22 protein-coding genes are annotated in these 22,889 nt (G+C 64.0%); 5 read left to right on the top strand and 17 right to left on the bottom strand.

The genetic code is table 11. The annotated features are described in order from the left end of the window. Positions 1–130 precede the first annotated feature (130 nt). Positions 131–1,024 carry a LysR family transcriptional regulator gene (locus IVA93_RS24900; protein ID WP_018458564.1) on the top strand — a complete coding sequence of 298 codons (894 nt, stop codon included), beginning with the start codon at positions 131–133 and terminating at the stop codon, positions 1,022–1,024. Between the two features lie 3 nt (positions 1,025–1,027). Here the strand turns inward: IVA93_RS24900 and IVA93_RS24895 are convergent, their stop codons facing one another. From IVA93_RS24895 to IVA93_RS24830, 14 genes are all read right to left on the bottom strand, one after another. Next, positions 1,028–3,358: a PAS domain-containing sensor histidine kinase gene (locus tag IVA93_RS24895; protein WP_247541214.1), complete on the bottom strand. Its 2,331-nt coding sequence runs from the start codon at positions 3,356–3,358 to the stop codon at positions 1,028–1,030. Between the two features lie 227 nt (positions 3,359–3,585). Further along, the gene (locus IVA93_RS24890) at positions 3,586–4,959 is read right to left on the bottom strand and encodes a cation-efflux pump (protein ID WP_085352309.1); all 1,374 of its coding nucleotides are present in this window, start codon (positions 4,957–4,959) and stop codon (positions 3,586–3,588) included. A 120-nt stretch (positions 4,960–5,079) separates the two neighbouring features. After that, the gene (locus tag IVA93_RS24885; RefSeq protein WP_240544104.1) at positions 5,080–5,649 is read right to left on the bottom strand and encodes an alpha/beta hydrolase family protein; all 570 of its coding nucleotides are present in this window, start codon (positions 5,647–5,649) and stop codon (positions 5,080–5,082) included. A 424-nt stretch (positions 5,650–6,073) separates the two neighbouring features. Further along, positions 6,074–7,042 (bottom strand): zinc-binding dehydrogenase, encoded by a 969-nt coding sequence (locus IVA93_RS24880; protein ID WP_247370875.1) that lies wholly within the window; start codon positions 7,040–7,042, stop codon positions 6,074–6,076. Between the two features lie 25 nt (positions 7,043–7,067). Next, positions 7,068–8,063, bottom strand: coding sequence for an NAD(P)H-dependent flavin oxidoreductase (locus tag IVA93_RS24875; protein WP_247370872.1), 996 nt, complete (start codon positions 8,061–8,063; stop codon positions 7,068–7,070). A gap of 1,027 nt (positions 8,064–9,090) precedes the next feature. Beyond that, the gene (locus tag IVA93_RS24870) at positions 9,091–9,738 is read right to left on the bottom strand and encodes a hypothetical protein (RefSeq protein WP_085352311.1); all 648 of its coding nucleotides are present in this window, start codon (positions 9,736–9,738) and stop codon (positions 9,091–9,093) included. Positions 9,739–9,808: 70 nt separating this feature from the next. Next, complete coding sequence (locus IVA93_RS24865) at positions 9,809–10,009, bottom strand: hypothetical protein (protein ID WP_007608336.1); 201 nt, start codon at positions 10,007–10,009, stop codon at positions 9,809–9,811. 183 nt (positions 10,010–10,192) lie between these two features. Then, on the bottom strand, positions 10,193–11,599 hold the full coding sequence (locus tag IVA93_RS24860) for a coiled-coil domain-containing protein (RefSeq protein WP_085385855.1): 1,407 nt from the start codon (positions 11,597–11,599) through the stop codon (positions 10,193–10,195). 274 nt (positions 11,600–11,873) lie between these two features. Continuing rightward, a complete protein-coding gene (locus tag IVA93_RS24855; protein WP_247789260.1) occupies positions 11,874–12,659 on the bottom strand; it encodes a fumarylacetoacetate hydrolase family protein in 786 nt (261 codons plus the stop codon). Beyond that, positions 12,659–13,678 (bottom strand): 2-dehydropantoate 2-reductase, encoded by a 1,020-nt coding sequence (locus IVA93_RS24850; protein WP_247370869.1) that lies wholly within the window; start codon positions 13,676–13,678, stop codon positions 12,659–12,661. Before IVA93_RS24850 ends, IVA93_RS24855 begins: the two co-directional genes overlap by 1 nt. A gap of 104 nt (positions 13,679–13,782) precedes the next feature. Further along, complete coding sequence (locus IVA93_RS24845; protein WP_247789259.1) at positions 13,783–14,208, bottom strand: CBS domain-containing protein; 426 nt, start codon at positions 14,206–14,208, stop codon at positions 13,783–13,785. Positions 14,209–14,382: 174 nt separating this feature from the next. Beyond that, positions 14,383–15,705: an oxalate/formate MFS antiporter gene (oxlT, locus tag IVA93_RS24840; protein ID WP_018458574.1), complete on the bottom strand. Its 1,323-nt coding sequence runs from the start codon at positions 15,703–15,705 to the stop codon at positions 14,383–14,385. 255 nt (positions 15,706–15,960) lie between these two features. Then, complete coding sequence (oxlT, locus tag IVA93_RS24835) at positions 15,961–17,247, bottom strand: oxalate/formate MFS antiporter (RefSeq protein WP_026233613.1); 1,287 nt, start codon at positions 17,245–17,247, stop codon at positions 15,961–15,963. 251 nt (positions 17,248–17,498) lie between these two features. Then, complete coding sequence (locus tag IVA93_RS24830; protein WP_018458576.1) at positions 17,499–17,636, bottom strand: hypothetical protein; 138 nt, start codon at positions 17,634–17,636, stop codon at positions 17,499–17,501. A 278-nt stretch (positions 17,637–17,914) separates the two neighbouring features. Between IVA93_RS24830 and IVA93_RS24825 the strand changes: the two genes are divergently transcribed. Then, positions 17,915–19,246 (top strand): Hsp70 family protein, encoded by a 1,332-nt coding sequence (locus tag IVA93_RS24825; protein WP_018458577.1) that lies wholly within the window; start codon positions 17,915–17,917, stop codon positions 19,244–19,246. A gap of 39 nt (positions 19,247–19,285) precedes the next feature. On the opposite strand, the gene IVA93_RS24820 is transcribed toward IVA93_RS24825, so the two are convergent. Beyond that, positions 19,286–19,729, bottom strand: coding sequence for an SRPBCC family protein (locus IVA93_RS24820; RefSeq protein ID WP_026233614.1), 444 nt, complete (start codon positions 19,727–19,729; stop codon positions 19,286–19,288). Positions 19,730–20,126: 397 nt separating this feature from the next. On the opposite strand from IVA93_RS24820, the gene IVA93_RS24815 reads away from it, so the two are divergent. From IVA93_RS24815 to IVA93_RS24805, 3 genes are all read left to right on the top strand, one after another. Beyond that, the gene (locus IVA93_RS24815; RefSeq protein WP_007593324.1) at positions 20,127–20,336 is read left to right on the top strand and encodes a cold-shock protein; all 210 of its coding nucleotides are present in this window, start codon (positions 20,127–20,129) and stop codon (positions 20,334–20,336) included. 97 nt (positions 20,337–20,433) lie between these two features. After that, entirely contained in the window at positions 20,434–20,676 is a 243-nt protein-coding gene (locus IVA93_RS24810; RefSeq protein ID WP_026233615.1) for a hypothetical protein, read from the top strand. A gap of 54 nt (positions 20,677–20,730) precedes the next feature. Beyond that, entirely contained in the window at positions 20,731–20,955 is a 225-nt protein-coding gene (locus tag IVA93_RS24805; RefSeq protein ID WP_026233616.1) for a hypothetical protein, read from the top strand. A 64-nt stretch (positions 20,956–21,019) separates the two neighbouring features. On the opposite strand, the gene IVA93_RS24800 is transcribed toward IVA93_RS24805, so the two are convergent. Both IVA93_RS24800 and frc read right to left on the bottom strand, forming a co-directional pair. Beyond that, a complete protein-coding gene (locus IVA93_RS24800) occupies positions 21,020–21,202 on the bottom strand; it encodes a hypothetical protein (RefSeq protein ID WP_007608360.1) in 183 nt (60 codons plus the stop codon). Positions 21,203–21,575: 373 nt separating this feature from the next. Further along, entirely contained in the window at positions 21,576–22,853 is a 1,278-nt protein-coding gene (frc, locus tag IVA93_RS24795) for a formyl-CoA transferase (RefSeq protein WP_018458582.1), read from the bottom strand. Positions 22,854–22,889 lie beyond the last annotated feature (36 nt).

The raw sequence follows: 22,889 nt of genomic DNA, 5'->3' as shown, positions 1-22,889 counted from the left end.
CAAGCCCGCGCCGCGGGCGTCGCGGCGACGCGCTGGATGCAGCGCTAGGCATTCGTGGCGGTTTTTGCGTGTCGCAAGGGGTAGGGCATGCTAGCTTGCATGCCACCATACGATCCGAGGGAACGAACGGTTGCTCGACAAGCTTGAACTATTGCTGGCGCTGGCGAAGGAACGGCATTTCGGCCGGGCCGCCGAAATGTGCGGCGTGACGCAACCGACGATGTCGACCGGGCTGAAGCAGCTCGAGGAGATCCTCGGCGTGATGCTGGTCCAGCGCGGCTCCCGCTTCCAGGGTTTTACGCCGGAAGGCGAGCGGGCGCTGGATTGGGCGCGGCGGATCGTGGGCGATGCCCGCGCGATGCGTGACGAGATCAACGGGCTGAAGCATCAGCTCTCCGGCGAGATCCGAATTGCCGCAATCCCGACCGTGCTCGGCATGGTCGCTGCGCTGACGACGCCGTTCCGCGCCAGGCATCCCGAGGTGCGTTTCCGCATCCAGTCCACCACCTCATCCGAGGTGCTGGGGTTGCTCGAGAATCTCGAGGTGGATGCAGGCCTGACCTATATCGAGAACGAGCCGATCGGCAAGGTGCGCACCATTCCGCTCTACAGCGAGAGCTATCGTCTGCTCACCGCGCCGGATGGAATGTTCGGTGATCGCGAGACGGTGACGTGGCGGGAGGTCGGACAGGTGCCGCTGTGCCTGCTGACGCCCGACATGCAGAACCGCCGCATCATCGACCGCGCGTTACGTTCGGTCGGCGCCGAGGCGACGCCGACCTTGACCTCGAATTCGCTGCTGGTGCTGTTCACGCATGTGAAGACGGGGCGCTGGGCCAGCGTGATGCCGGCCAAGCTCGCCGAGACGCTCGGCCTGTCCGATACGGTGCGGTCGATCCCGATCATCGATCCCGATGTCAACTACAGCATCGGCATGGTGATCCCGCAGCGTGATCCGATGACGCCGCTGATCGCGGCGCTGGTCAATGTCGCGCGAGAAGTCGCGCCGTCGCTGCAATCGTAGAATTCAGGCCGCGGCCGATATTCCGGACGCCGACTTGATCGCGTTGCGGGGCAGGGTGACGCGCACGACGGTGCCGACCTCGAGTTTGGAGCGCAGCCGCATCGAGCCGCCATGAAGCTGCGCCAGCGAGCGGGCGATCGCCAACCCCAGTCCCGAGCCGTGATAGGTCTTGGTGAGCTGGCTCTCGACTTGCTCGAAGGGGCGGCCGAGCCGCGCCAGCGAATGCGGCGCGATGCCGATGCCGGTGTCGGCGATCATCAGCACGATCCTGTCGTCGAGCTGCCGGCTGCGCACCACGATGCGTCCGCCGTCGGGCGTGAACTTCACGGCGTTGGAGAGCAAATTGACGATGATCTGCTTGGTGGCGCGACGGTCGGCGACGACGGAGATGGACTTTGCGATGTCGGCGTCGAGCGTCAGGTGCTTGTCCTGCGCGCGGCCGGTGACGACCCGCAAGGATTCCGCCAGCGTCTGCGCCAGGTCGAGCTCTTCCATGTCGAGCTTCATGCGGCCGGCCTCGATCTTGGACATGTCGAGGATGTCGTTGATGACTTCGAGCAGGTAATGCCCGCTGGTCAGGATGTCGTGGCAGTATTCCTGGTACTTCTCCGAGCCGAGCTCGCCGAACATGCCCGAGCCCATGATTTCGGAAAAGCCGATGATCGCGTTCAGCGGCGTGCGCAGCTCGTGGCTCATATTGGCAAGGAATTTCGACTTGGTCTGGTTGGCTTCCTCGGCGCGGGTCTTCTCGCGCTGGTATTTCTCGGCGAGATCGGCGAGTTCGCCCGCCTGGCGCTCCAGGGCTGCCTGCGAGCGCTTAAGGTCGATGACGGTGGCGCGCAGGCGTAGATCGTTGTCGACCAGCTTCTGCTCGTGCTCCTTGATGCGGGTGATGTCGGTGCCGACCGAGACGTAGCCGCCGTCCTTGGTGCGGCGCTCACTGATGTGCAGCCAGCTGCCGTCATCGAGTTGCGCCTCGAAGGTGCGCGCGCCGGGGCCCTGGCTCGCAGTCTCGTTGTGCCGGGTGCGAACCTCCGGCATGCGGCCGACCTCCAGCACGGTCTCGTAGGAGGTGCCGGGGATGACGGCGCTGTCGGGCAGCTTGTGCAGGCGCTGGAAGTGCGAATTGCAGAGCACCAAGCGGTCGCTGGCGTCCCACAGGACGAAGGCTTCGGGAATGGTCTCGATCGCGTCGCGCAGGCGCAAATCGGCTTCCACGGTCCGCTCGGCGAGGCTCTTCTGCTCGGTGATGTCGACCGCGATCCCGATCAGGTGAACGCTGGAATCGGTCGCGCCGCTGGTCTTCTCGCAGCGGACGCGGAGCCAGATCCAGTGGCCGTCGACATGCTGCATGCGGAAAGTCTGGTCGATGTGGTCGATCTTCTCGGAGATGAGCTGGTCGGCGATCTCGAACAGGTCGATGTCGTCGGACTTCACCAGCGCGTTGACCTCGCCGAAGGTGAGGAGCTCGTTGCGGCCGTCGAGGCCGAGCATTGAAAACATTGACTGCGACCAGAAGATGCGGCCGCGCGACAGGTCCCAGTCCCACAGCCCGCAGCGGCCGCGGTTGAGCGCGGTGTCGATCCGGCCGCGCACGGCGTCGTTGATCAGGTCGCCCTCGCGGGCACGGGTGGACTGCCAGTGGAAGGCGAAGCCGAGGATCAGGACCACGAAGCCGGTGGTGGCCGACAGCGTCACCGACAGCGCGGCGTCTGAACCCCAGATCGGCTCGTTGCGCTCCTGGATCACGGTCACGAAGCCGGGCAGCGATTTGATCTGCCGCGCGGTCGCCATTGCGGCGTTGCCGTTCGGCAGCGTCATGTCGGAGATGTTGTCGTCGCGCGGCGGTGCCGCCAGCAGTTGCGCCGTCGTGATTGCGTCGAGCAGGCGGTCGTTGCCCGAGGGATCGCTGTCGATCGGGATGCGGGCGAGGATGTGGCGGTCGATTCCAGCCGAGGTGACGATGACGTGGCGGCCCGAGGCGGTGCCCCAGGTTGGAATGAGGTCGGGCAGCAACGCCGGGAGGCTCTCGATGTTCTTCAGCCGCTCCTGTCGCCCGGAGGTGAGGCGGTCGATACGCTCGGCGAGCAGGTCGGCGAGCGCCGAGATGTCGTGGCGGATCACCAGCCGCTTCTGGCGCGTCTGGTCGACGACCTGCACGAACGCGCCGAGGCAGATCGTGATCAGGAATGCGATGATGAGCGTCGGCACGGCGCGGCGCAGCGCAGGCTCCGCGATCAGGAGCCGATGATAGGCAGGTTTCGCGATCGATTGCGCCAATCCTTTGATCGAATCGGATTGGACGCACGCGTTCGCGGCGTCTGCACGCGACATGCCTAAAGCCCCCTGGAAACCTGCTTGCAACTTGAGTTCGGAAGCAGCCCCACATCGCTGCCGAATCATGCTCGATTTGAATCCAGATTTCGCGGGCTGTCGAGAGTCAACGAATCGTTAACGCGAATTTATTCTTATCCAACGCGCAGTTTGTGCGTCGTGCGTCCGCAAACTTACGTGCGCGGCGAGTCCGAAACGAGAACGTGTGACTCCTCGCACATTCTCTGTCACGCACGCGGCGGTTCGGCGTGACTGATGACGCGCTTCACGCTCGGGAACGCGCGCCGCAACGCGCGCTCGATCGCATCGACATGCTCGTGCACCCTGATGACGCTCATCGACGGCTCGGCGCGGCAGTGGAAGTTGACGATCTCGCCGGCGTCGGTGTTGCGGACGCGGACATTATGGATGTCGTGGATCTCGCCGCCGGCGGCATATTCAGTCAGGGCGGCGGCAATGGCCCGCACCCGTTCCGACTCCGCATCGACCCCGAACGGCAGTTCCGGTTCCAGCGGCTCGATGTGGACGTCGACCTCGACGTCCGCGCCGAATTCTTCCTGGATGTTGCGTTCCAGCGTGTTGGCGACGTCATGGGCGGCGTCGAGCTGCATCCCGGCGTCGACCTCGAGGTCGATGCTGACGATCAGCTTGGCGCCGAGATCGTGCACCGTGACGTGGTGGATGGCGAGGCCCGAATTGTGGGCGATGACCATGATGCGGTCGCGCACGGTCTCGTTGTCGCGCGCCACAGGGACTGCGGTGAAGGTGAGGTCGGTGTCGCCGAAGGCCTTCTCGACGGCTGCTTGCGCGTTGCGCTTGATGTCCTCGACCCGGTCGATGGGATAAGTCCGCGGCACCTTTGCGATCGTGTCGATAAACGTGGTTGCTCCGACCATGCGCACGCGGAGCCGCTCGACGTCGATCACACCCGGCACGCTGCGGATCGCGGCCGTGGCCGTCTCATGCGCGCCTTCCGGGGCGCGGTCGACCAGTGTCTGCACCGTCGAGCCGGCCATGCGCAGGCCGAGCAGGGCGATCATCACGGCCACCGCGGCGGCGGCAGCCGCGTCACCCCACCAGAAGCCGAGGCCGGCGAGGATCAGGCCCACGATCACGGCGAACGAGCCCATCACGTCGGAGGCGAAATGCAGCGCATCGGCGGCGAGCGCCTGGCTCCTGGTCTCCCGCGCGGCACGGTGGAGGGCACGGGCGCGCCAGAGATTGACGACGATGTCGATCACCAGCACCACGAACGGCACGGCCGAAATGGTCGGTGGCGCGGTTCCCTCGCGCAGCCGGCTGTAGGACTCGACCAGAATGCCGCCGGCGAGCACGTAGAGCAGGGCGGTAACGCCCAGTGCCGAGACGCTTTCGAGCTTGCCGTGGCCGTAATGATGCTCCTCGTCCGCCGGCTTGTCGGACACCCGTACCACCGCCCAGGTGATGATGGTCGCGACCAGGTCGATCGAGGAATGCAGCGCCTCGGAAATCAGCGCCAGCGAGCCGATCGCGATCCCGACCGCGAACTTGGCCGCCGCCATGCCGCCGCTCGCGAAGATCGAGATCGCTGCGACCGAGGTCTTGTTGTGTTGGACTGTCATGGCGGGGGATTTAGCAGGCCACGAGTGAACATCAAGCGACGATCCACAGGCGTAGACGCTAGTGAGTTGCAGGAGCGCGCTGTTGCGAATGCTTCCGAGTTTCGAAGATGATTGGTCGTGTCACTGGTTTAGGGTCCTGCGGAAGAAAGCGATCATCTCGGGTTCGAATGCCTTGTGGAAGGCCGTGCGATCGAAGCCCGGCGGCTCGGCGCAAATCCTGGGGGCGTCCAGCGCCAGTTTCTGGGAGCAGACCGCGAGAAATGCGAAGTGGTTCGCATTCGCGACGAAATGCCATTCGGGCTTGGATGCCAGTTCGTCCTTGATCGTGGCTGCGCAACAGCCGGATACGCCGTCGGACTGATGCATCGGGTCCGAGCTCCACAGTTGAATGGGTATGGTCACGGCCGAGAGATGATCGGCAGGCAGCAGGAATGCCGGCCAGGGATCGATGATGACTGCTGCCTTGATGCGTGGATCATGTGCGGGGGCTTCGCGCGGAAGCTCGCCGTTCTCGAGCTGCGAGCAGACGGGCAGGGCACGCAGATCGGTTCGCGCGCAGCGAGGATGGCCTTTGCGGAAATCGGGATTGCCACCAATGACGACGAGGCCGGTATAGCCGCCGACCGAAAAGCCGAATAGGCCGATGCGCCCGCTGTCGATCCGGCCGGCGTCCGGCCAGTCCGCCAGCATGAAATCGACGAGCCGTTTGATATCCCGGAACGACCTGCGAATACCTCGAGGCTGTCTGTTCCGGTGTGATAACGTTCATTGTCGTTGGGATGATCGATGGCGGCGACCACGAAGCCGGCATCAGCCAGGGCTGCTGCGACATTGTGATGGCCGCCGAACCATCCGGTCCGGCCGTGCGAGACCACGATGAGAGGGAGCCTGTCGCCGGCGATGGGACAGTCCTTCACGCCCGACAGCGCGACGCTGCCCTCGCCTGCGTCTTGCACGGCTGTAACGCAGGGGTACCAAACCGCACCGGCGATAAACGGTCCGGCTGCGTTCGCCTCGATCCTGATCCGTCTGATGCCGGCCGCCTGCGTCTCGCAGGCGGCAACGAGCAGCAGCATCGCGATCGCGAGCCTGAGCACCCCCATGCAATTCACCGCTAGACCGTCACGACGATCTTGCCGAGGTGCTTGTTGGCCTCCATGTGCTCGAACGCCTTGTCGATGTCGTCGAAGGCAAACACCTTGTCGATCGGCAGCTGCAGTCTTCGCGACTCGACCGCGCCCCAAATGTCCTTCTTGACCTCGTCGAAGATCTCACGGATCTCCTCGATGGTGCGGGTGCGGAAGGTGACGCCGACATAGTCGATGCGGCGGGCCGCGTGCAGGTCGAAATTGAAATCGGCATGGGTGCCGCCGAGCCGGCCGACATTGACGATGCGACCCTTGACCCTGGTCGCCGCGAGGTTCTGGCTCGCGACCTTGCCCGAGACCTGGTCGACGATGAGGTCGACACCTTCGCCGTTCGTCGCCTTCAGCACCTCGTCGACCCATGTGGGGTCGGAGGAATTGACCGCGAAGTCGGCGCCATACTCCTTCAGCCGGCCGCGGCGGTAAGCATCGGTCGAGGAGCCGATCACGAGCCTGGCGCCCTTGAGCTTCGCAATCTGCATCGCCATCAGGCCGACGCCGGAGCTGGCGCCCTGGATCAGCACGGCTTGCCCGGGCTGCACGCCGCCGATGGTGACGACGGCGTTGTGCATGGTCGCGAGTGCCACGGGCAGGGTGGCGGCTTCCTCGAAGTTCATGTTCGAGGGCGTGTGGAAAAGCCGGCCGTGATCGGCCAGCGTGTATTCGGCAAACGCCGCGCCGCCCGAGCCCATGATGCGGTCGCCGACCTTGAGGCCCTTGGCATCCGGTCCGAGCGCGGCGACCTCGCCGGCCCATTCCATGCCGAGCACGGTGCCGGCGCCGCCGGCCGCGCCATGGGCGTGGCCCTTGCGCATGCCGGTGTCGGCGCGATTGAGGCCACAGGCGCGGACCCGGACCAGCACCTGCGTGCCTTCAGGCTTTGGTTGAGCGACGTCGGAAATCGTAGCGCCACCAGGGCCGTAGACATAAGCCTTCATGAATTGCTCTCACTTCTTGCAGTGATTATTCCGCAGCCTGCGCTGTCGGATGAACGATCATGCCTTCGAGCCGGCTGCGGATGATGGCCTCCGCTTCGCGCACGATGCGGGAGATCAGTTCGACGCAGGTCGGGATGTCCTGGATCAGGCCCTGGACCTGGCCCGCCGACCAGATGCCTTCGTCCGAGTTGCCGGTCGCGTAGACCATCTTGCCGCGGGCGCCCGCGACGAGTTCGCGGATGTCCTCGAACTTGGCGCCTTCCTTCTCCATCGCGACGACCTTGGTCGAGATCTCGTTCCTGGCGACGCGGGAGGTGTTGCGCATGGTGCGGAAGATCAGCTCGGTCTCGCGCTCGTCATTGGCCACGATCTTCTCCTTGATGAGCTGATGAATGGGGCTCTCTTTGGTAGCCATGAAGCGGGTGCCCATGTTGATGCCTTCGGCGCCGAGCGCCAGTGCGGCGACGAGGCCGCGGGCGTCGGCAAAGCCGCCGGAGGCGATCATCGGGATCTTGATCTTGTTGGCGGCGGCTGGGATCAGGATCAGGCCGGGGGTGTCGTCCTCGCCGGGATGGCCGGCGCATTCGAACCCGTCGATCGAGATGGCGTCGACGCCCATGCGCTCGGCCGAGAGCCCGTGACGGACGCTGGTGCATTTGTGCACGACCTTGACGCCGTGCTTCTTGAACTCGTCGACATGCTCCTGCGGCTTGTTGCCGGCGGTTTCGACCACCTTGATGCCGCTCTCGATGATGGCGGCGCGATATTCGGCATAAGGCGGCGGCTTGATTGCGGGCAGGATGGTGAGGTTGACGCCAAACGGCTTGTCGGTGAGATCGCGGCAGCGGGCGATCTCCTTCCTGAGGTCCTCCGGTGTCGGCTGGGTCAGCGCCGTGATGAAGCCGAGCGCGCCGGCATTGGCGACGGCGGCGACCAGCTCGGCGCGCCCGACCCACTGCATGCCGCCCTGGACGATCGGGTGCTCGACTCCGACGAGCTTGGTGAACCGTGTCTGCAGCATGATCTGTTTCCCCGCTTGCGTGGCGCTCTTTTATCGGTCGATGCCGGCAGGATGCCGCCCGGGTCGGGAAAAGTCTATTGCGAGGGCGTGCGGTGGAGGCGGGGCGATCATGCGGGGAGTGGGGGGATTCCGTGAGGCGGATAATTGACGCGGGCTCGTGTCCCGGACGCGCTGCAACGCCTCTTCGCGTTGCCGCGCAGAGCCGCGACCCATGCCCAGCGAGCGCTCTGAAAGATGGGCGCCGGCTCTGCAGCGCACCGTCGAACCGGACGATGCTTCGCTCTGCCGGGGGATGCTGCGCTGCGTCCGGGGCACGGACGCACAATCTTCCGATCAATCTCGATCCGACTTGCAAACAGCAGACGCATCTTCGCATCCTCGCGGCGCATTTCGCCCGAGCTTTGCCTGATCGCATCGCCCTCGTCATGACAAGGGCGCAGGGAAGGCCGGGCGCCGGCTGGCACCCGCAAGTCCGTGCGCCAGAAGAATGCACACGGGGTGGACCACAGGTCAGCCAATCGCCCGGCCTTCCCTGCGCGGTGGTTTACGGCTTACTTCGTGCTCTCCCCGGGGAGCGATGCACTATTGCCCCCGTCGCCCCGCAGATGGCTGATGCAAGCGCCCGGTCGGGCAGCACGCATCACCACAGGACTTGACGCACAGACCCCGGGCGTCAGGACCACACGACTTCGCCGTCCGCGCACGTCCTCGCTGGGTCTTCGGGAGCTGGCGTGTGCTCGCACCCGAAGCCATGCGAAGACGCTGTCGGCGCCGTGTCGTAGGCGCAAAAGCCTGTGCTCACGGTTTCCCGCCCTGCAAGGCTCGCCGCGCCCGACGCCGTCGCGTCCATCGCTGCCCAACCCGCGGTCCGTGACGATCGCGATCCGCCCCTTGTCCCGGGTCAGGGTGTGTCGTAGGTACGTCAAATCCGAATTTCGGTAAAATGGAATATTTTGGCAGACGGGGATTGACAGGCGGCGCGCGAAATTTGTGCGGCTGTTTTGCCCGACGGGCGAACCCTGCCGGGCTATTCCGTCGACAGCCGCACCATCTGGCGGCCGCCGTTCATTTCCTTGAGGCTGTTGACGAAGTTTTCGGGGCGCTGCCAGCGGTAGGGGACCTTCAATCCCATGTACTCGGCGATGTCGCCGATGAAGCCGGTGCAATTGGTGGTCTCGGCGTTCCAGACCGGCGAGCTCGCCTGCAATTTCTTGATATAGGCAAACACGCGCTTGGCGTCGGCTTCGTTCAGATATACGCGGTAGTTCGCGGTCAGATACTCCGGGTCGAGATCGCCGTAGCTCGCGCCGGTCTCCGCCGGCACCCAGGTGAGGTGACCAAGCACATAGGCCCAGGTGTCGCCGGCGGGCGTGAGCCCTGCCACTTCGACGGCGCGCTCGCTGGTCTTGCCGTACCAGACGAAGGCGTGGCCCCAGCTCGCCGCCGTGCGGGCGCGGAAATCGACGTAGTACGGACCTTTTTCCGCGCGCGCGACCGGGCGCCGGGTCGATGGCGCCGGCCGTGATACGGTGTCGGTCGTGGCAAGCGCGTTTGCGTCAGCAACGCGCTTGTTCGCTTCGTGGGCCGAGGCCGAAGGTGTCGTACACGCGAGCATGGCCGCGAGCGCGAATCCCGCAAGGATGCAGGGTCCCGATCGATCAGGTTTGTTCGTCACGCTGTGCCCCTCGACTGTCGGCCACTCACGCAGAGTCTACGCTTGCTTCTGCGGGTATTTCGCTAACGCGTCAGTAGCGCGCTGCGACGGGGCCGGGCGCCTTGCCGATCGGAGCCTTTCCAACCGGGCTCTTGCCAATCGGCATCTTGCCGATCGGCGCCTGCTCCGAATAGACGGGAACGGGCTGGCGGCGCGGCAGATCCGCGGCATTCGCGACCGTTACCAGAGCAAGCGTAGCACCCACGACAAATACAATCTTCTTCACAGTCATACCCCTAGAAGGTTTGGTCCAAACACGGCACCGCCGTGCCCCCAGACACGCCTCACAGAAGGGCGGCCGAATGCGTCCACAGTGCGGCATCGGCGCGACATGTTGGCGGCATCTGCCGGCCGCGCGGAGATGTGATGTGTCTGAATGTTTCGGCGCGCTCTGCCCAGCCTACGCGACTCGGCCTCACCCGATCCGGTTCAGGCTGTTCCTGATCGTCGAGAAGATGCCGCCGATGTCTTTTCGCAAACCGTCGAGCGCGTTGAAACTGTCGAAGATGCGGGCGAGGCGGTCTTCGACCTCGCGTTTGCTCTTGGTCAGCGCGTCGACGCGCGAGGCGAGGGTGACGTCGCCGTTTGCCTCGATCTCGCCGACGGTTTTGGCGAGGAGGTCGTGCGTCGTGCCGACGTCCGCGATCATGGCCTCGATTCCGAACACGGGCGCCTTCAGCGGGACGAGGTCAGCCTGCGACTTCGACAGCTCTGTCTTGAAGGCGTTCAGCGTCGCCAGCGTTTCCTGTAACGCACCGAGGCGCTGGCGCGACTGGAGAACAAAATCGTTCAACGCATTCTGGCGGTCGGCAAGCGTCTTGCCCTCGGCGTCGATCTCGACACGGGCGAGCGAGCGTTCGAGCTGGGCCCGGCGCTCGCCGAGCTCTTCGAAGTCGAGCCCGATGCCTTTCAGGATGTGGAAGCTGTCGTCGATGCGGGCCAGGCGCTGCTCGATCTCGATCTTGTTCTTCGACAGCGTCTCGACGCGGGCGCCGAGCGGTGCTTCGCCGCCGGTTTCGAGCTCGTCGACGCTCTTGGCGAGGCGCTCATGGCTGAGGCTCAGCTCGCCGATCAACGCATTGAGGCCAGCGTCCGACGCGCGCAGCGGCACCAGCTCAGCGTGGGACTTCGCTAGATCGTCCTTGTACTGGTTCAGGGTCGCAAAGGTGTCCTGGACCGCGCCGACCCGGGACAGCAGCGTCGATACGTCGCCCGCGATGTCCTTGAGCCGGTCGGCGAGGTTGTTCTTGCGGTCGTCGGTCTCGAGGTCGTGCAGCGAGCGTTCGAGCTGGTTCTGGCGGTCGCGGATCTCAGTGAAAACCGGCTCGACCGCGCGGCGCTGCTCGGCGATCTTGCCGACCATATCGCGCAATTCCTGCTGGCGGCGGCGGATTTCGGCGAGCTGGTCGTGCATGTCGGTGGATTCGTTGCGGCCCCGCTGCAGCAGGGCGCGCTGCTCGGTCTCGCCCAGCTTGTCGTGCAGGGCGGAAACGGCCTCCCGGGGATCGCTCTCGATCAGGTGCTGGACGGTGGCGTCGAGGTGGTTCTGCAGGGCGTGGGCGACGACCACGTCCTCGCGGGTCTTCTTGAGGCGGTCGCGCAATGTGTCGAGGCGCCGGTCCTGGCGCGAGAGCCGCCAGGCGGAGGCGCCGATCAGTGCCAACGCCAAGGCCAGGATCGCGCCGGTCGCAACACGCTGCGGGACGGGCAGGCCTCCGAACCAGGCAGGCAGGTGGCCGACATCGTAACCGAGCGCCTGCTGGGCGAAGATCGCGATGGCAGTGAGCAGAACAAACCAGGCAACCAGGAAAAACAGCCACATCGTGACTTCCTCACGCCGGCACATTATCGCCATAATTGCTATTGGAGAGCGGAACCGAGATCAAGGGCGGCGGGAGCTTGCTGGATAGGTCCGGCCTCACGATCCACGGCTGAATGCGTCAGCCGATCGGTGGAGGGGGAGAGGCGCGTTTCCCGTGTTGGGGGCAGACGTTCAGCGCGCTGGTCATGCCCGGGCTTGTCCCAGGCATCCACGCGCCTCCGCGCCAACAGAACGTGGATGGCCGGGACAAGCCCGGCCATGACGGAGAGAGAAGCTACAGACGAAACTCGTTGGTCAGCTCGCCGATGCCGTCGATCGCGACGGTCACAATGTTCACCGGCTCTTTCATCACGCCGACGCCGACCGAGGTGCCGACGGCAATGAGGTCGCCGGGGAGCAGGGTCATGTCGTGGGAGATCCTGCTGACCAGCTCCTGCGCGGTGAAGATCATGTCCGATATCGGATAGTTCTGTCGCTCCGCACCGTTGAGGATGGTGCGGACCACCAGCCTGACCGGATCGAGACCGGTCGCGATGACGGGGCCGAACGGGCCGTAATCGTCGATGCCTTTGGCCCGTGCCCATTGCGGGAAGGTCGTGTCGCTGGTCAGGATGTCGTTGGCGGTGATGTCGTTGACGCAGGTGTAGCCGAAGATGAAGCTGTCCGCTTCCGCCGGCGACACCCGGGCACAGGTCTTGCCGATGACGATGCCGAGCTCGCCTTCATACGTGGTCTTGCCGTCGTAATAAGAGGGACGGCGGATCACCGCGCCTGGCGTCGTAATGCTGGTGGTGGCCTTCAGGAGGTAGAGCGGCTCCGGTGGCTCGGGCTGGTTGAGCTTGGCCGCGAGTGCATGAAAATTGTTCCAGAGCGCGACGATCTTGCTGGGCACGCAGGGCGCGAGCAGTTCGACCTCCGACAGCGCCAGCGTCTTGCCGGTGGCTGCATGGCGGCCAAACATCTCGCCCTCATGGACGCTGATACCCGACGACGTTAGCGTGCCGAAGCCGGTCGCACCGCTATTCCGGAAGCGGAGCCATTGTTTGATCTCGCCAGCCATCACGCCACCGCCAGTGCGCGCGGATCTGATGGGGCCGAGATGCCGTCGTAGAGACCGGCAATGCGGGCGCGCTGGGTCACCATCGCCAGCACTGAATCGAGCGCGGGGGTGGCGACGCCGGTGAGGCGACCCATCTCCTGCACGACGGTGACGAGCGGGTCGATCTCCATCGGGCGGCCGCGCTCGAGATCCTGGAGCATCGAGGTCTTGTGCGCGCCGACCTTGCGCGCACCTTCGATGCGGCGCTCGACGTCGACGCGGAATTTGACGCCGAACGTTTCGGCGATCCCTTGCGTCTCCATCATGATCGCGCGCGACAGCGCGCGGGTGGCCGGATCGGTGCAGATCACGTCGAGCGTTGCATGGGTGAGTGCGCTGATCGGGTTGAAGCAGACATTGCCCCACAGCTTGAGCCAGATCTCGTCGCGGATGCGGTCGAGCACCGGCGCCTTCAGCCCGGCTGCGACGAAGAGATCGGCGAGGCGTTGCACGTCCGGGGTGATCTCGCCGGAGGGCTCGCCGAGCGGAAAGTTGTTGCCGTAGACGTGACGGATCACGCCGGGCGCCTCGATCTCGGTGGCGGGATAGACGATGCAGCCGATGGCGCGCTCGGGGCCGATTTCGCGCCACTGCCGTCCGCCGGGGTCGATGCTCTCCAGCGTCGAATTCTCGTATTGGCCGCCGTGCTTGTAGAAGTACCAATAGGGGATGCCGTTGACGGCGGTGACGATGCGGGTGTGGGGTCCGAGCAGCGGCTGCATTGTCCCGATCACGCCGGTGATCGAGTGCGCCTTCAGCGTGATGATGATGTAGTCCTGCACACCGAGCTCGGCGGGATCGTCGGTGCAGCGCGGATGCACGGTGTGCTTCTCCTCGCCCGCGAGCAGCGTCAGGCCGCGCTCGCGCATCGCGGCAAGGTGCGCGCCGCGTGCGACCAGGCTGACGTCGGCGCCCGCGTGCGCGAGCTGAACCCCGAGATATCCGCCGATTGCGCCGGCGCCGTAGATGCAGATCTTCATGGAATCCTCGCGAAGCAGCGGAAGCCGGATTTCGGGACGAAAGATCCGGTCCGGCTCGGAAGGTCCGAGCCGGGGACGGTAGTCGCAGGGGGAAGTGAGACGCTTTAAGCTGCTTGCGGCGTGCCGTTGATCGCTTCGTCCACGAAGGAGGCGATGTCACGCATGCTGATAACCGAGACGAGGCTGTAATCGTCGATGACGGGCAGGTGCCGGATGTGATTCCGGTTCATCAGATGGCGGACGTGCTCGATCGTGTCGTTTGAGGTGCAGGATACGAGCTGCTGCACCGAGACGAGCTGCGAAACCTTGACGTTGACGGCATTGGCGCCGTGCTCGGCGACGGCGCGCACGACGTCGCGCTCGGTGAACATGCCGACCGCGGTGTTACCCTCGGAGCGGACCACGTCCTTCACCACAAGTGCGCTGATATTGTTGGCGCGCATCAGCTTGGCGCCGATACCCACCGTTTCGTTCATTCGCACCGTGACAACGCGCGGTGTCTTCTTGCGCAGAATGTCTCCGACCAGCATTGCAACCTCCCTGGGTGAATGATGCGGCAAGTGTGGTATACATAATGCCAATCGTCAAGCACTCGATTTGGCTGTTCCGAAAAATCTTGAGGCAACAATGCTGACGTTTGCCGTGAGCCAAAAAGAAAGAGGCGCATCGCTGCGCCCCCTGTCTCACCGTGCAAGGAGTGTTCGTTATGCCGTCTCGGTCTTGGCGTTCCCCGTCGCGGCGTTGGCGCTCTCGGCTTCCTTGCCGAGGATGAAGGAGCGGCGCATCGGCTTGATCACGAACAGCGCCGTCAGGGCCGCCGTCGCGTTCAGCGCGACTGCGACCACGAACACGGCCTTCCAGCCATACGTGGCCGAGATCACGCTGGCGAGCGGAACGAGCAGGGACGCGGTCCCCTTCGCCGTGTAGAGCATGCCGTTGTTGGTGGTTGCGAACTTCGAGCCGAAGGTGTCGCCGCAGGTCGCTGGGAACAGCGAGTAGATCTCGCCGAACACGCCGAAATAGACCGCGGTGGCGAGCACGAAGACGACAGGGACGTGGCCATAGGCCGACAGCGTCAGCAGCATCAGCGCGGCGGTGCCGAAGGCGATGAACATGGTGTGCTCGCGGCCGATCGTGTCGGAGACGAAGCCGAAGAACGGCCGTCCGAAACCGTCGAAGATGCGGTCGAGCGAGATCGCGAACGTCAATGCCGCCATCTGGAATCCGGCGAGCGTGACCGGCGTGTCGGCGATCTTGAAGTCGTGTGCGATCGGGGCGATCTGCGCCGCGGTCATCAGGCCGCCGGAGGCGACCATGACGAACACGAGATACATGACCCAGAAAATAGGGGTGCGCAGCACCTGGGGCGGGGTGAAGTCGATCTTGGTCTGCGGCAGATTGAGCTGCTTCTTCTTCGGCGGGATCGAGATCCGCGGCGGCTGAATGAAGAAGGCGAGCACGAAGACGATCACGCCCTGGCCGATGCCGAAGGTGAGGAACGCGTGCTGATAGCCGCTCGTTGCGATCATGGCTGCGATCGGCACGACGGTGAGTGCAGCGCCTGCGCCGAAGCCGGCGGCAGTCGCACCGGCGGCAAGGCCCCGGCGATCGGGAAACCATTTCAGCGCGTTGCCGACGCAGGTGCCGTACACGGCGCCCGCGCCCATGCCGCCGATGATCGCGGCCGCGTAGAGCAAGGTGAGGCTATCGGCATAGGAGTTGAGAATCCACGACAGCGCGATCATGACGCCGCCGAACATGATGACGATGCGCGGGCCGTATTTGTCGACGAACCAGGCCTCGATCGGCACCAGCCAGGTTTCGGTGACGACGAAGATGGTGAAGGCGAGCTGGATCGCGGCGCGTCCCCAATGGTGCGCGTGATCGATCGGATCGACGAACAGGGTCCAGCCATATTGCAGGTTGGCGATCATCGCCATGCAGACGATGCCCATGACCAGCTGGAGCCAGCGGAAACCTGTGCGGAGAGGCGCGGCCGTGACAGCGCCATCGGTGCTGGAAATCATCAAGAACCTCCCAAGCGCCTGTCTGGTTCGACACCGGTCGCAAGATGACCTGATGTCGCAATATTGTGGCTTATCGTCGCAAGCGCGGTGGCGACCTTGGTATACCATATTCCAGATTGCAAGCCCTATCTTGGCGCGCGCCTGAAAATTTGCGGAGTTCCTTTAGGGACGGCGGGTTCACGAAAACGTCGCGCACAACGAAAACGCCCGGCCGCGAGGCCGGGCGTTTTGCGCGAGAAGCGCTTTTGGAGCGCGTCAGACGGTCGATTGCGCGACCACGACCTTGCGCCAGGGCTTGAGCACCGCGATCGCCAGCGCCGAGGCCAGGATGTTGGCGCCGGCTGCGATGATAAACACGTTGTCCCAACTGCCCGACGACTGCTGCATGTAGTTGCCGATCGGGACCAGCAGCGCGGCCGTACCCTTCGCGGTGTAGAGCAGGCCGGCATTGGTGGTCGCGAACTTGGCGCCGAACGTGTCGGTGCAGGTCGAGGGGAACAGCGAGTAGATCTCACCCCAAGCGAAGAACACGAAGCCCGAGAGCAGCACGAACCAGAGCGGATCGTGGCCCCAGAGGTAGAGCATCCAGATGCCGATACCTTCCATGCCGAAGGCGATGAACATCGTGTTCTCGCGGCCGATCATGTCGGAGATCCAGCCGAAGAACGGACGCGTCAGGCCGTTGAGCACGCGGTCGATCGTGGCCGCGAAGGTCACCGCGGTCATCGTCACCGCCATCAGCGTGACCGGCACGTTGTCGATCTTCCAGTCCGCCGCGATCGGCTTCAGGTTCGCCGTCACCATCAGGCCGCCAGCGCCGACAATCACGAACATGAAGTACATCAGCCAGAAGATCGGCTGACGCAGCACCTCGGTCGGCTGGTAGTTGCGCCGGGTCTGCTGCAGATTGGCGTTCACGACCGCGTTCGGCACCTGACCTGCTTTCGGCGCGAGCAGGAAGAAGGCGAGGATGCAGATGATAATGCCTTGTCCGAGGCCGAAATAAAGGAAGGTGGTCTGGAAACCGCTGTCCTTGATCATGGCCTGGATCGGCGCGACGGTCAGCGCGGAGCCCGCACCGAAACCAGCGGCCGTGATGCCCGCGGCAAGACCGCGCTTGTCCGGAAACCACTTCAGCGCGTTACCGACGCAGGTGCCGTAGACGCCGCCGGCGCCGATGCCTGCGATGATCATGCCGAGATAGTAGCCGTTGAGCGTGGTCGCCTCCGCGTTGATCGCCCAGCCGGCGGCACAGAGCACGCCGCCGACCAGCACCACGATGCGCGGACCGTATTTGTCGACGAACCATCCTTCGATCGGCACGAGCCAGGTCTCGAACAGCACGAACAGCGTAAAGGCCCATTGGATCGACGCACGATCCCAGCCGAACTTCTTCTGGATGTCGGGGACGAAGAACGTCCAGCCGTATTGATAATTGGCGATCATTACCATCGCCGCGACGCCAACTGCCAATTGCGTCCAGCGATACGTGTCGCTAACGCGCGCGGCTGTCGGGGCGGTTGCTTGCACCATGTCCGTCATAAAGCCTCCCGTGGCGCCTCTCATTTTTCTGCGAGCGCTGGAACGGCATTCTTGTATGCATTATGCCAAGCTTCAAGCGCTGGTCCGGTCACCGTGCGCAAATGCCGCAGGACCTTGCCCGGTTGCGGCTGTGACTCAGGACAGCACAAGTAGAAATGGCCCCGTGATCCGGGGCCATTCATCAAAAGTAGTATGCGGACTGATCTAAAACCGTCTCCCGCTGCGCGCGCAGGCGCGGGCGGCTGTCCGGCCTACAGGCCAAAGCGCGGCAGGTCGCCGTTGTGATTCGAGATCTCGGCGCTCGCCATCAGGAGGCGGTCGATCGTTGCCATCAGGCGGGCGAACAGCGTGGAGGAGGGCGCGAGAGCGACGGAAGCGGTCTTGGACATCGGAAATCCCTTTCTCGAGACGGTCAGTAGTGCTGTCTCATTTCGAAAGGGAATTTATGTATACCAGATGCCAATGTCTATGCATGCCATTGCATAGCAGCATTTAGCTCTTCGCATTGCAGCATAATAATCAGTTAAATGGGCCGATTTGAGCGGGATATGCCCAAAGCCGGCCGAAACTGAACCATTTGACCGTCGATATCCAAAAACGGAGCCTTGGCAGCGGCACATGAAGCCGTTAGTGGTCTGCCCCCTCCAATCATCTGTCAGAGTGGTTCATGTCGAGCGCCTCGCCCGCCGTCTCGATCGGCATCGATTTTGGGACCAGCAACACGGTCGTGGCCCTTGCGGCGGACGATCGCCGGGTCGAGGCCATCCGCTTCGACCATGGTGAGCAGCGCCACAGCGTCTTCGTGTCAGCGCTGTGCTTCTGGGAGGACCGGCCGGGAGCCGGCGCCCAGGCTGAAGGCGGCCCGTGGGCGATCGAGCAGTTCCTGGAAGGACGCCATGTCTACCGCTTCCTCCAGTCGTTCAAGACCTTTGCCGCAAGCTCCAGCTTCAACACCACCCAGGTGTTCCGGCAGCGCTACAAGTTCGAGGATATTTTGGCGGCGTTCCTGCGGACGCTGGCGCGGCATGGCGGCGATAAATTCGGCTTCGAGACGTCCACCATTACAGTCGGTCGCCCCGTCCGCTTCGCCGGGGGCAATCCCGACGAAGCGCTGGCGATGCAGCGCTACCGGGCCGCGTTCGAGCGCCTCGGCGCCGGCCACGCCCGCTATGTCTACGAACCCGTGGGCGCGGCGTTCTCCTTCGCCCGCCGGCTGGAGCGCGATGCGACCGTGCTGGTCGCGGATTTCGGTGGCGGCACCAGCGATTTCTCGGTGATGCGGTTCTCGCGTGCCGGCGGCGCCTTGCGCGCCGAGCCGCTCGGCCATGCCGGCATCGGGATTGCGGGCGACACCTTCGACTACCGTATCGTCGATCACGTCGTCTCGCCGCGGCTGGGCAAGGGCTCGAGCTTCCGCTCGTTCGACAAGGTGCTGCCGATCCCCACCGGCCACTACACTAATCTCGCGCGCTGGCATCAGCTCGCGATGATGAAGAGCAACGGCGACCTGCGCGAACTCCGGGAGCTTGCGCGCACCGCGGTGAAGCCGGCTCTGCTCGAGGATTTCATCACCATCGTCGATCTCGACCTCGGCTTTGCGCTGTACCGCGCGGTGTCCGACGCCAAGGTCGCGCTGTCGGCCCAGGATCAGGTGGAGTTCCGCTTCAAAGGAGGCGGGGTCGATATCGGCTCGACTATCACGCGGAAGAATTTCGAAGCCTGGATTGCCGACGACATCGCGAGGCTCGGGGCCACCGTCGACAAGGTGCTGGGCGAAGCCGGCATCACCGCGCGCGAGGTCGAGAAGGTGTTTTTGACCGGCGGCACGTCTTTCGTGCCGGCCGTTCGAAAACTGTTCGCCGAGCGGTTCGGCAACGAACGGCTGATGTCGGGCGATCAGTTCGAGTCGATTGCGTACGGCCTTGCTTTGATCGGACACAGCCCGGACCCGGACCGCTGGACCGCAAGCGGCGGGCTCCAGTCGAGGGCGGGCGCGTAGCCTACGGTCACGCGGCCGCCCCTAACTCGCGTCCGATCGCTATTGCTTGATCTCAGGCTCGACGAGCTTCGCCAGATTGCGCAGCGATTCCTGCCAGCCGAGATAACAAGCCTCCGGCGGGATGACGTCGGGGATGCCGGCCTGCGTGATATCCAGCTCGGTGCCTACGGATACTTTCTTCAGGATCACGGTGACCTGGATCTCTCCCGGCAGATTGGGGTCGTCGAACCTGTCGGTGTAACGGAGACGTTCGCCGGGGACGAGCTCGAGATATTCGCCGCCGAAGGCGTGGCTGTTGCCCGTCGTGAAGTTACGGAACGACATCTTGAACGTGCCCCTGACCTTCGGCTCGAAATGATGGACGGTGCAGGTGAAGCCATTCGGCGGAAGCCATTTTGCCAACGCATCCGCCTCCAGGAAGGCGCGATAGACTTTCTCCGGGCTGGTCGTGAGAACGCGGTGCAGGCGGACAGTGCTGGGCATGATCATTCTTCCTCATGAATCGCCGGGCTCGACGTGGGCGTCTACTGCCCGTTCATGTCCAGATGACGAAGGAGATGCTGCCGATCCGACGCGGCGTCTCGATTTTTTTTGATGGATCCACGCATGGGGCGCTCGGCAGCCTTCGAGAGCAGCTCGCCGGGGGCGAAAGATGAGCGCTGAATAGCGCGCGTCCTGCACCTACCGCCGGGCTCCCGAGCCGTTAAATTCCGTCAAGCCTTGCAAATGGCGAGGATGAGGTATACGTTGAGGCTGTTCGTTCAGCCGCTGTGCCTTGTTGAATGCGCCCGCGGGCTCCTTTTCCATAGACATCGACGAATAGAATTTGTTCTGCGTGACGATCACGCGGAACCTGCGCGTATGCGCTTTGGAGAAGAAAATGACGACAGGTACTGTAAAGTGGTTTAACGGCCAGAAGGGCTTTGGATTCATTCAGCCGAACGACGGCGGCAACGATGTGTTCGTTCACATCAGCGCGGTCGAGCGGGCTGGTCTTGCAGGTCTCGCTGAAGGCCAAAAGGTCAACTTCGAACTCAAGACCGACAAGATGCGGGGCAAGGTCAGCGCTGAGAATCTCTCGCTGGCCTAAGCCTTGGTGCCGTTTCACGGATGTACTGAAACGGCCATGCCACCCGCTCGATCCCAGGATTGAGCGGGTTTTTGTCCGTTGCAGAGCAGGGTGAATAATGAGCGCCAAGAGACCGGCCGAACCGTCACCCGAAAGCATCGCGCGTTCTAACCGTCAGCGTTTGGCCGCTGAGGAAGGCGCGCGGGCGATGGTGGACGTTGGAAAGCAAGCCGTCGATGTTCGCAAGAACATGGCGCGGCTTCGAGAGCTGCGCCAGGCCAAGGAAGCGGCAGACGCCGCCCTTCAGGCGTCGCTGCCGCCGCCCGTCCCGACGAAGCGCAAGAAGAAGGTGACGCCATAACTGGCTTCCATTGCGCCGAGGACAATTTGGAGAGGGCCGATCACATGCCAAAGAGTGCGGGTCGTGCCTAGAATAAAGTCGGATGGCGGTGGCACCATCACCTTCTTTCTCGCGCTTGGCGCGGGACGACAGATGTGCCGTCTTGCGACGACGTTCCTGACGCAGAAGCAGGCTTTCAGTTATCTTCGCAAGAACCGGACCGAGTTCGAGCGCATGGCGCGGGCGCAGCTCGCTTCTGGTGCAGTCGAAGACGGAATCGTCGTGCTCTCGATGCTGTAGACCAGGCGGATCTCGGCGCCCCGCCTTTAGCGGAATTCGCGGTCGGAGTCTGGGATCGTCGTGCCTATTCGGAGCCGCTTCCCGGCTTCGCCTCCCGGGCCAATCGCTCCGCTTTCAGCCGTTCGCGATTCTCGTTGAAGGAGTTCTGGTCCTTCGCATAGTCATTGATCGGCTTCTGCGTTGTCGCAGGCTTGAACGCCTTGTTGGCTTCACGCTTGGCGCGATCAGAGGATTGATCTTTCGACATTTAAGCCCTCAATTTGATCAACGAGCGTGGTCCTGGCGAGTGCCGGACGCGACGCCACCCGTGCCCGAACTGAAAGGCCGACGTGCCATCCTCGGAAGCGAAGGCGACCAGTTCTTCAGCGTGGGGCAGGGTCTTTGCGAGGCGTGCTGCACTCGCCGTGGAGATGGCATGCTGGCATTTCCGGCATGCTCGCATTTCCGGGAGCACACCGGTCGAGGGAGCAACGGCCGGCCACCGCATCTGTTCCTCGCGAACCAATCTTTAATCCAGCCTTGGCGGCGCGGCAAGCGCGCCGATCGTGCGATGCAGCCTTTGCGCGCCAACAAAAAGGCCGCCGAAGCCGGCGGCCTTTCGCGTCGTGAGATAAGCCCGCTTATTCGGCGGCCTGCTTCTGCGGCGGATCGAGCGCGCCGGACTTGTGGATATCGGCGACCTGATGGTCCGAGAAGCCCAGCACGGTGCGCAGGATCTCGTCGGTGTGCTCGCCGAGCAGCGGGGATCGCTCCACCTCGCTCGGGGAGTCCGACAGCTTGATCGGGTTGCCGACGGAGATGTACTTGCCGCGGGTGGGGTGGTCGACCTCGACCACGGTGCCGGTCGCGCGCAGCGACTGGTCCTCGGCGATCTCCTTCATCGACAGGATCGGGCCGCAGGGAATGTCGTCCTTGTTGAGGATTTCCATCGCCTCGAACTTCGTCTTCGTCATCGTCCATTGTTCGATGCGGCCGAAGATCTCATTCAGGCGCGGCAGGCGGACGGCCGGCTTGGCGTAGTTCGGATCGGTCTTCCAGGAGGGCTCACCGATCACGTCGCAGATCTTCTCCCAGACCGGGGCCTGGGTGATGAAGTAGATATAGGCGTTGGGATCGGTCTCCCAGCCCTTGCACTTCAGGATGCGGCCGGGCTGGCCGCCGCCGGAATCGTTGCCGGCACGCGGCACGGCATCGCCGAACGGAATGCCTTCGCCGAACTGGCTGTATTCCTTGAGCGGACCATGGGCGAGGCGCTGCTGGTCGCGCAGCTTGACGCGCGCGAGATTGAGCACGCCGTCCTGCATCGCGGCGGTGACGCGCTGGCCCTTGCCGGAATGGGTGCGCTGATAGAGTGCGGTGACGATGCCGAGCGCCAGATGCAGACCGGTGCCGCTGTCGCCGATCTGCGCGCCGGTCACGAGGGGCAAGCCGTCGCGGAAGCCGGTGGTGGAGGCGGCGCCGCCGGTGCACTGGGCGACGTTCTCATAAACCTTGCAGTCCTCGTATGGTCCGGGACCAAAGCCCTTAATAGAGGCGACGATCATCTTCGGGTTGATCGCCTGGATCTTCTCCCAGGGGAAGCCCATGCGGTCGAGCACGCCGGGGCCGAAATTCTCGACCAACACGTCGCACTTCTTGATGAGCTCGGTGAGGACTTCCTTGCCCTTGGGGTTCTTGGTGTCGAGCGTGATCGAGCGCTTGTTGTGGTTGAGCATGGTGAAATACAGGCTGTCCACATTCGGGATGTCCTGCAGCTGGCCGCGGGTGATGTCACCCACGCCCGGGCGCTCCACCTTGATCACGTCGGCGCCGAACCATGCGAGCAACTGCGTGCAGGTCGGCCCGGACTGGACGTGGGTGAAGTCGAGAATGCGAACGCCCTCGAGCGCTTTTGTCATCGTGTTGCTCCGTACTCTGATCTACCCCTGCACCCG

Origin of the sequence: Bradyrhizobium sp. 155 (genome assembly GCF_023101105.1) — a bacterium.
Taxonomy (GTDB): Bacteria; Pseudomonadota; Alphaproteobacteria; order Rhizobiales; family Xanthobacteraceae; genus Bradyrhizobium; species Bradyrhizobium canariense_D.
This window is presented reverse-complemented; position numbering and strand designations above follow the sequence as displayed.

Excerpts from the sequence above, each read along its gene's own strand:
- IVA93_RS24875 (WP_247370872.1), bottom strand. The coding sequence starts at position 8,063 with ATGCTGCAGACACGGTTCACCAAGCTCGTCGGAGTCGAGCACCCGATC.
- IVA93_RS24890 (WP_085352309.1), bottom strand. The coding sequence starts at position 4,959 with ATGACAGTCCAACACAACAAGACCTCGGTCGCAGCGATCTCGATCTTC.
- IVA93_RS24880 (WP_247370875.1), bottom strand. The coding sequence starts at position 7,042 with ATGAAGGCTTATGTCTACGGCCCTGGTGGCGCTACGATTTCCGACGTC.
- IVA93_RS24845 (WP_247789259.1), bottom strand. The coding sequence starts at position 14,208 with ATGCTGGTCGGAGACATTCTGCGCAAGAAGACACCGCGCGTTGTCACG.
- IVA93_RS24830 (WP_018458576.1), bottom strand. The coding sequence starts at position 17,636 with ATGTCCAAGACCGCTTCCGTCGCTCTCGCGCCCTCCTCCACGCTGTTC.
- IVA93_RS24885 (WP_240544104.1), bottom strand. The coding sequence starts at position 5,649 with ATGCTGGCGGACTGGCCGGACGCCGGCCGGATCGACAGCGGGCGCATC.
- IVA93_RS24860 (WP_085385855.1), bottom strand. The coding sequence starts at position 11,599 with ATGTGGCTGTTTTTCCTGGTTGCCTGGTTTGTTCTGCTCACTGCCATC.
- oxlT (WP_018458574.1), bottom strand. The coding sequence starts at position 15,705 with ATGATTTCCAGCACCGATGGCGCTGTCACGGCCGCGCCTCTCCGCACA.
- IVA93_RS24895 (WP_247541214.1), bottom strand. The coding sequence starts at position 3,358 with ATGTCGCGTGCAGACGCCGCGAACGCGTGCGTCCAATCCGATTCGATC.
- IVA93_RS24850 (WP_247370869.1), bottom strand. The coding sequence starts at position 13,678 with ATGAAGATCTGCATCTACGGCGCCGGCGCAATCGGCGGATATCTCGGG.
- IVA93_RS24810 (WP_026233615.1), top strand. The coding sequence starts at position 20,434 with ATGAGCGCCAAGAGACCGGCCGAACCGTCACCCGAAAGCATCGCGCGT.
- IVA93_RS24865 (WP_007608336.1), bottom strand. The coding sequence starts at position 10,009 with ATGACTGTGAAGAAGATTGTATTTGTCGTGGGTGCTACGCTTGCTCTG.
- oxlT (WP_026233613.1), bottom strand. The coding sequence starts at position 17,247 with ATGACGGACATGGTGCAAGCAACCGCCCCGACAGCCGCGCGCGTTAGC.
- IVA93_RS24825 (WP_018458577.1), top strand. The coding sequence starts at position 17,915 with ATGTCGAGCGCCTCGCCCGCCGTCTCGATCGGCATCGATTTTGGGACC.
- IVA93_RS24820 (WP_026233614.1), bottom strand. The coding sequence starts at position 19,729 with ATGCCCAGCACTGTCCGCCTGCACCGCGTTCTCACGACCAGCCCGGAG.
- IVA93_RS24855 (WP_247789260.1), bottom strand. The coding sequence starts at position 12,659 with ATGGCTGGCGAGATCAAACAATGGCTCCGCTTCCGGAATAGCGGTGCG.
- frc (WP_018458582.1), bottom strand. The coding sequence starts at position 22,853 with ATGACAAAAGCGCTCGAGGGCGTTCGCATTCTCGACTTCACCCACGTC.
- IVA93_RS24800 (WP_007608360.1), bottom strand. The coding sequence starts at position 21,202 with ATGTCGAAAGATCAATCCTCTGATCGCGCCAAGCGTGAAGCCAACAAG.
- IVA93_RS24815 (WP_007593324.1), top strand. The coding sequence starts at position 20,127 with ATGACGACAGGTACTGTAAAGTGGTTTAACGGCCAGAAGGGCTTTGGA.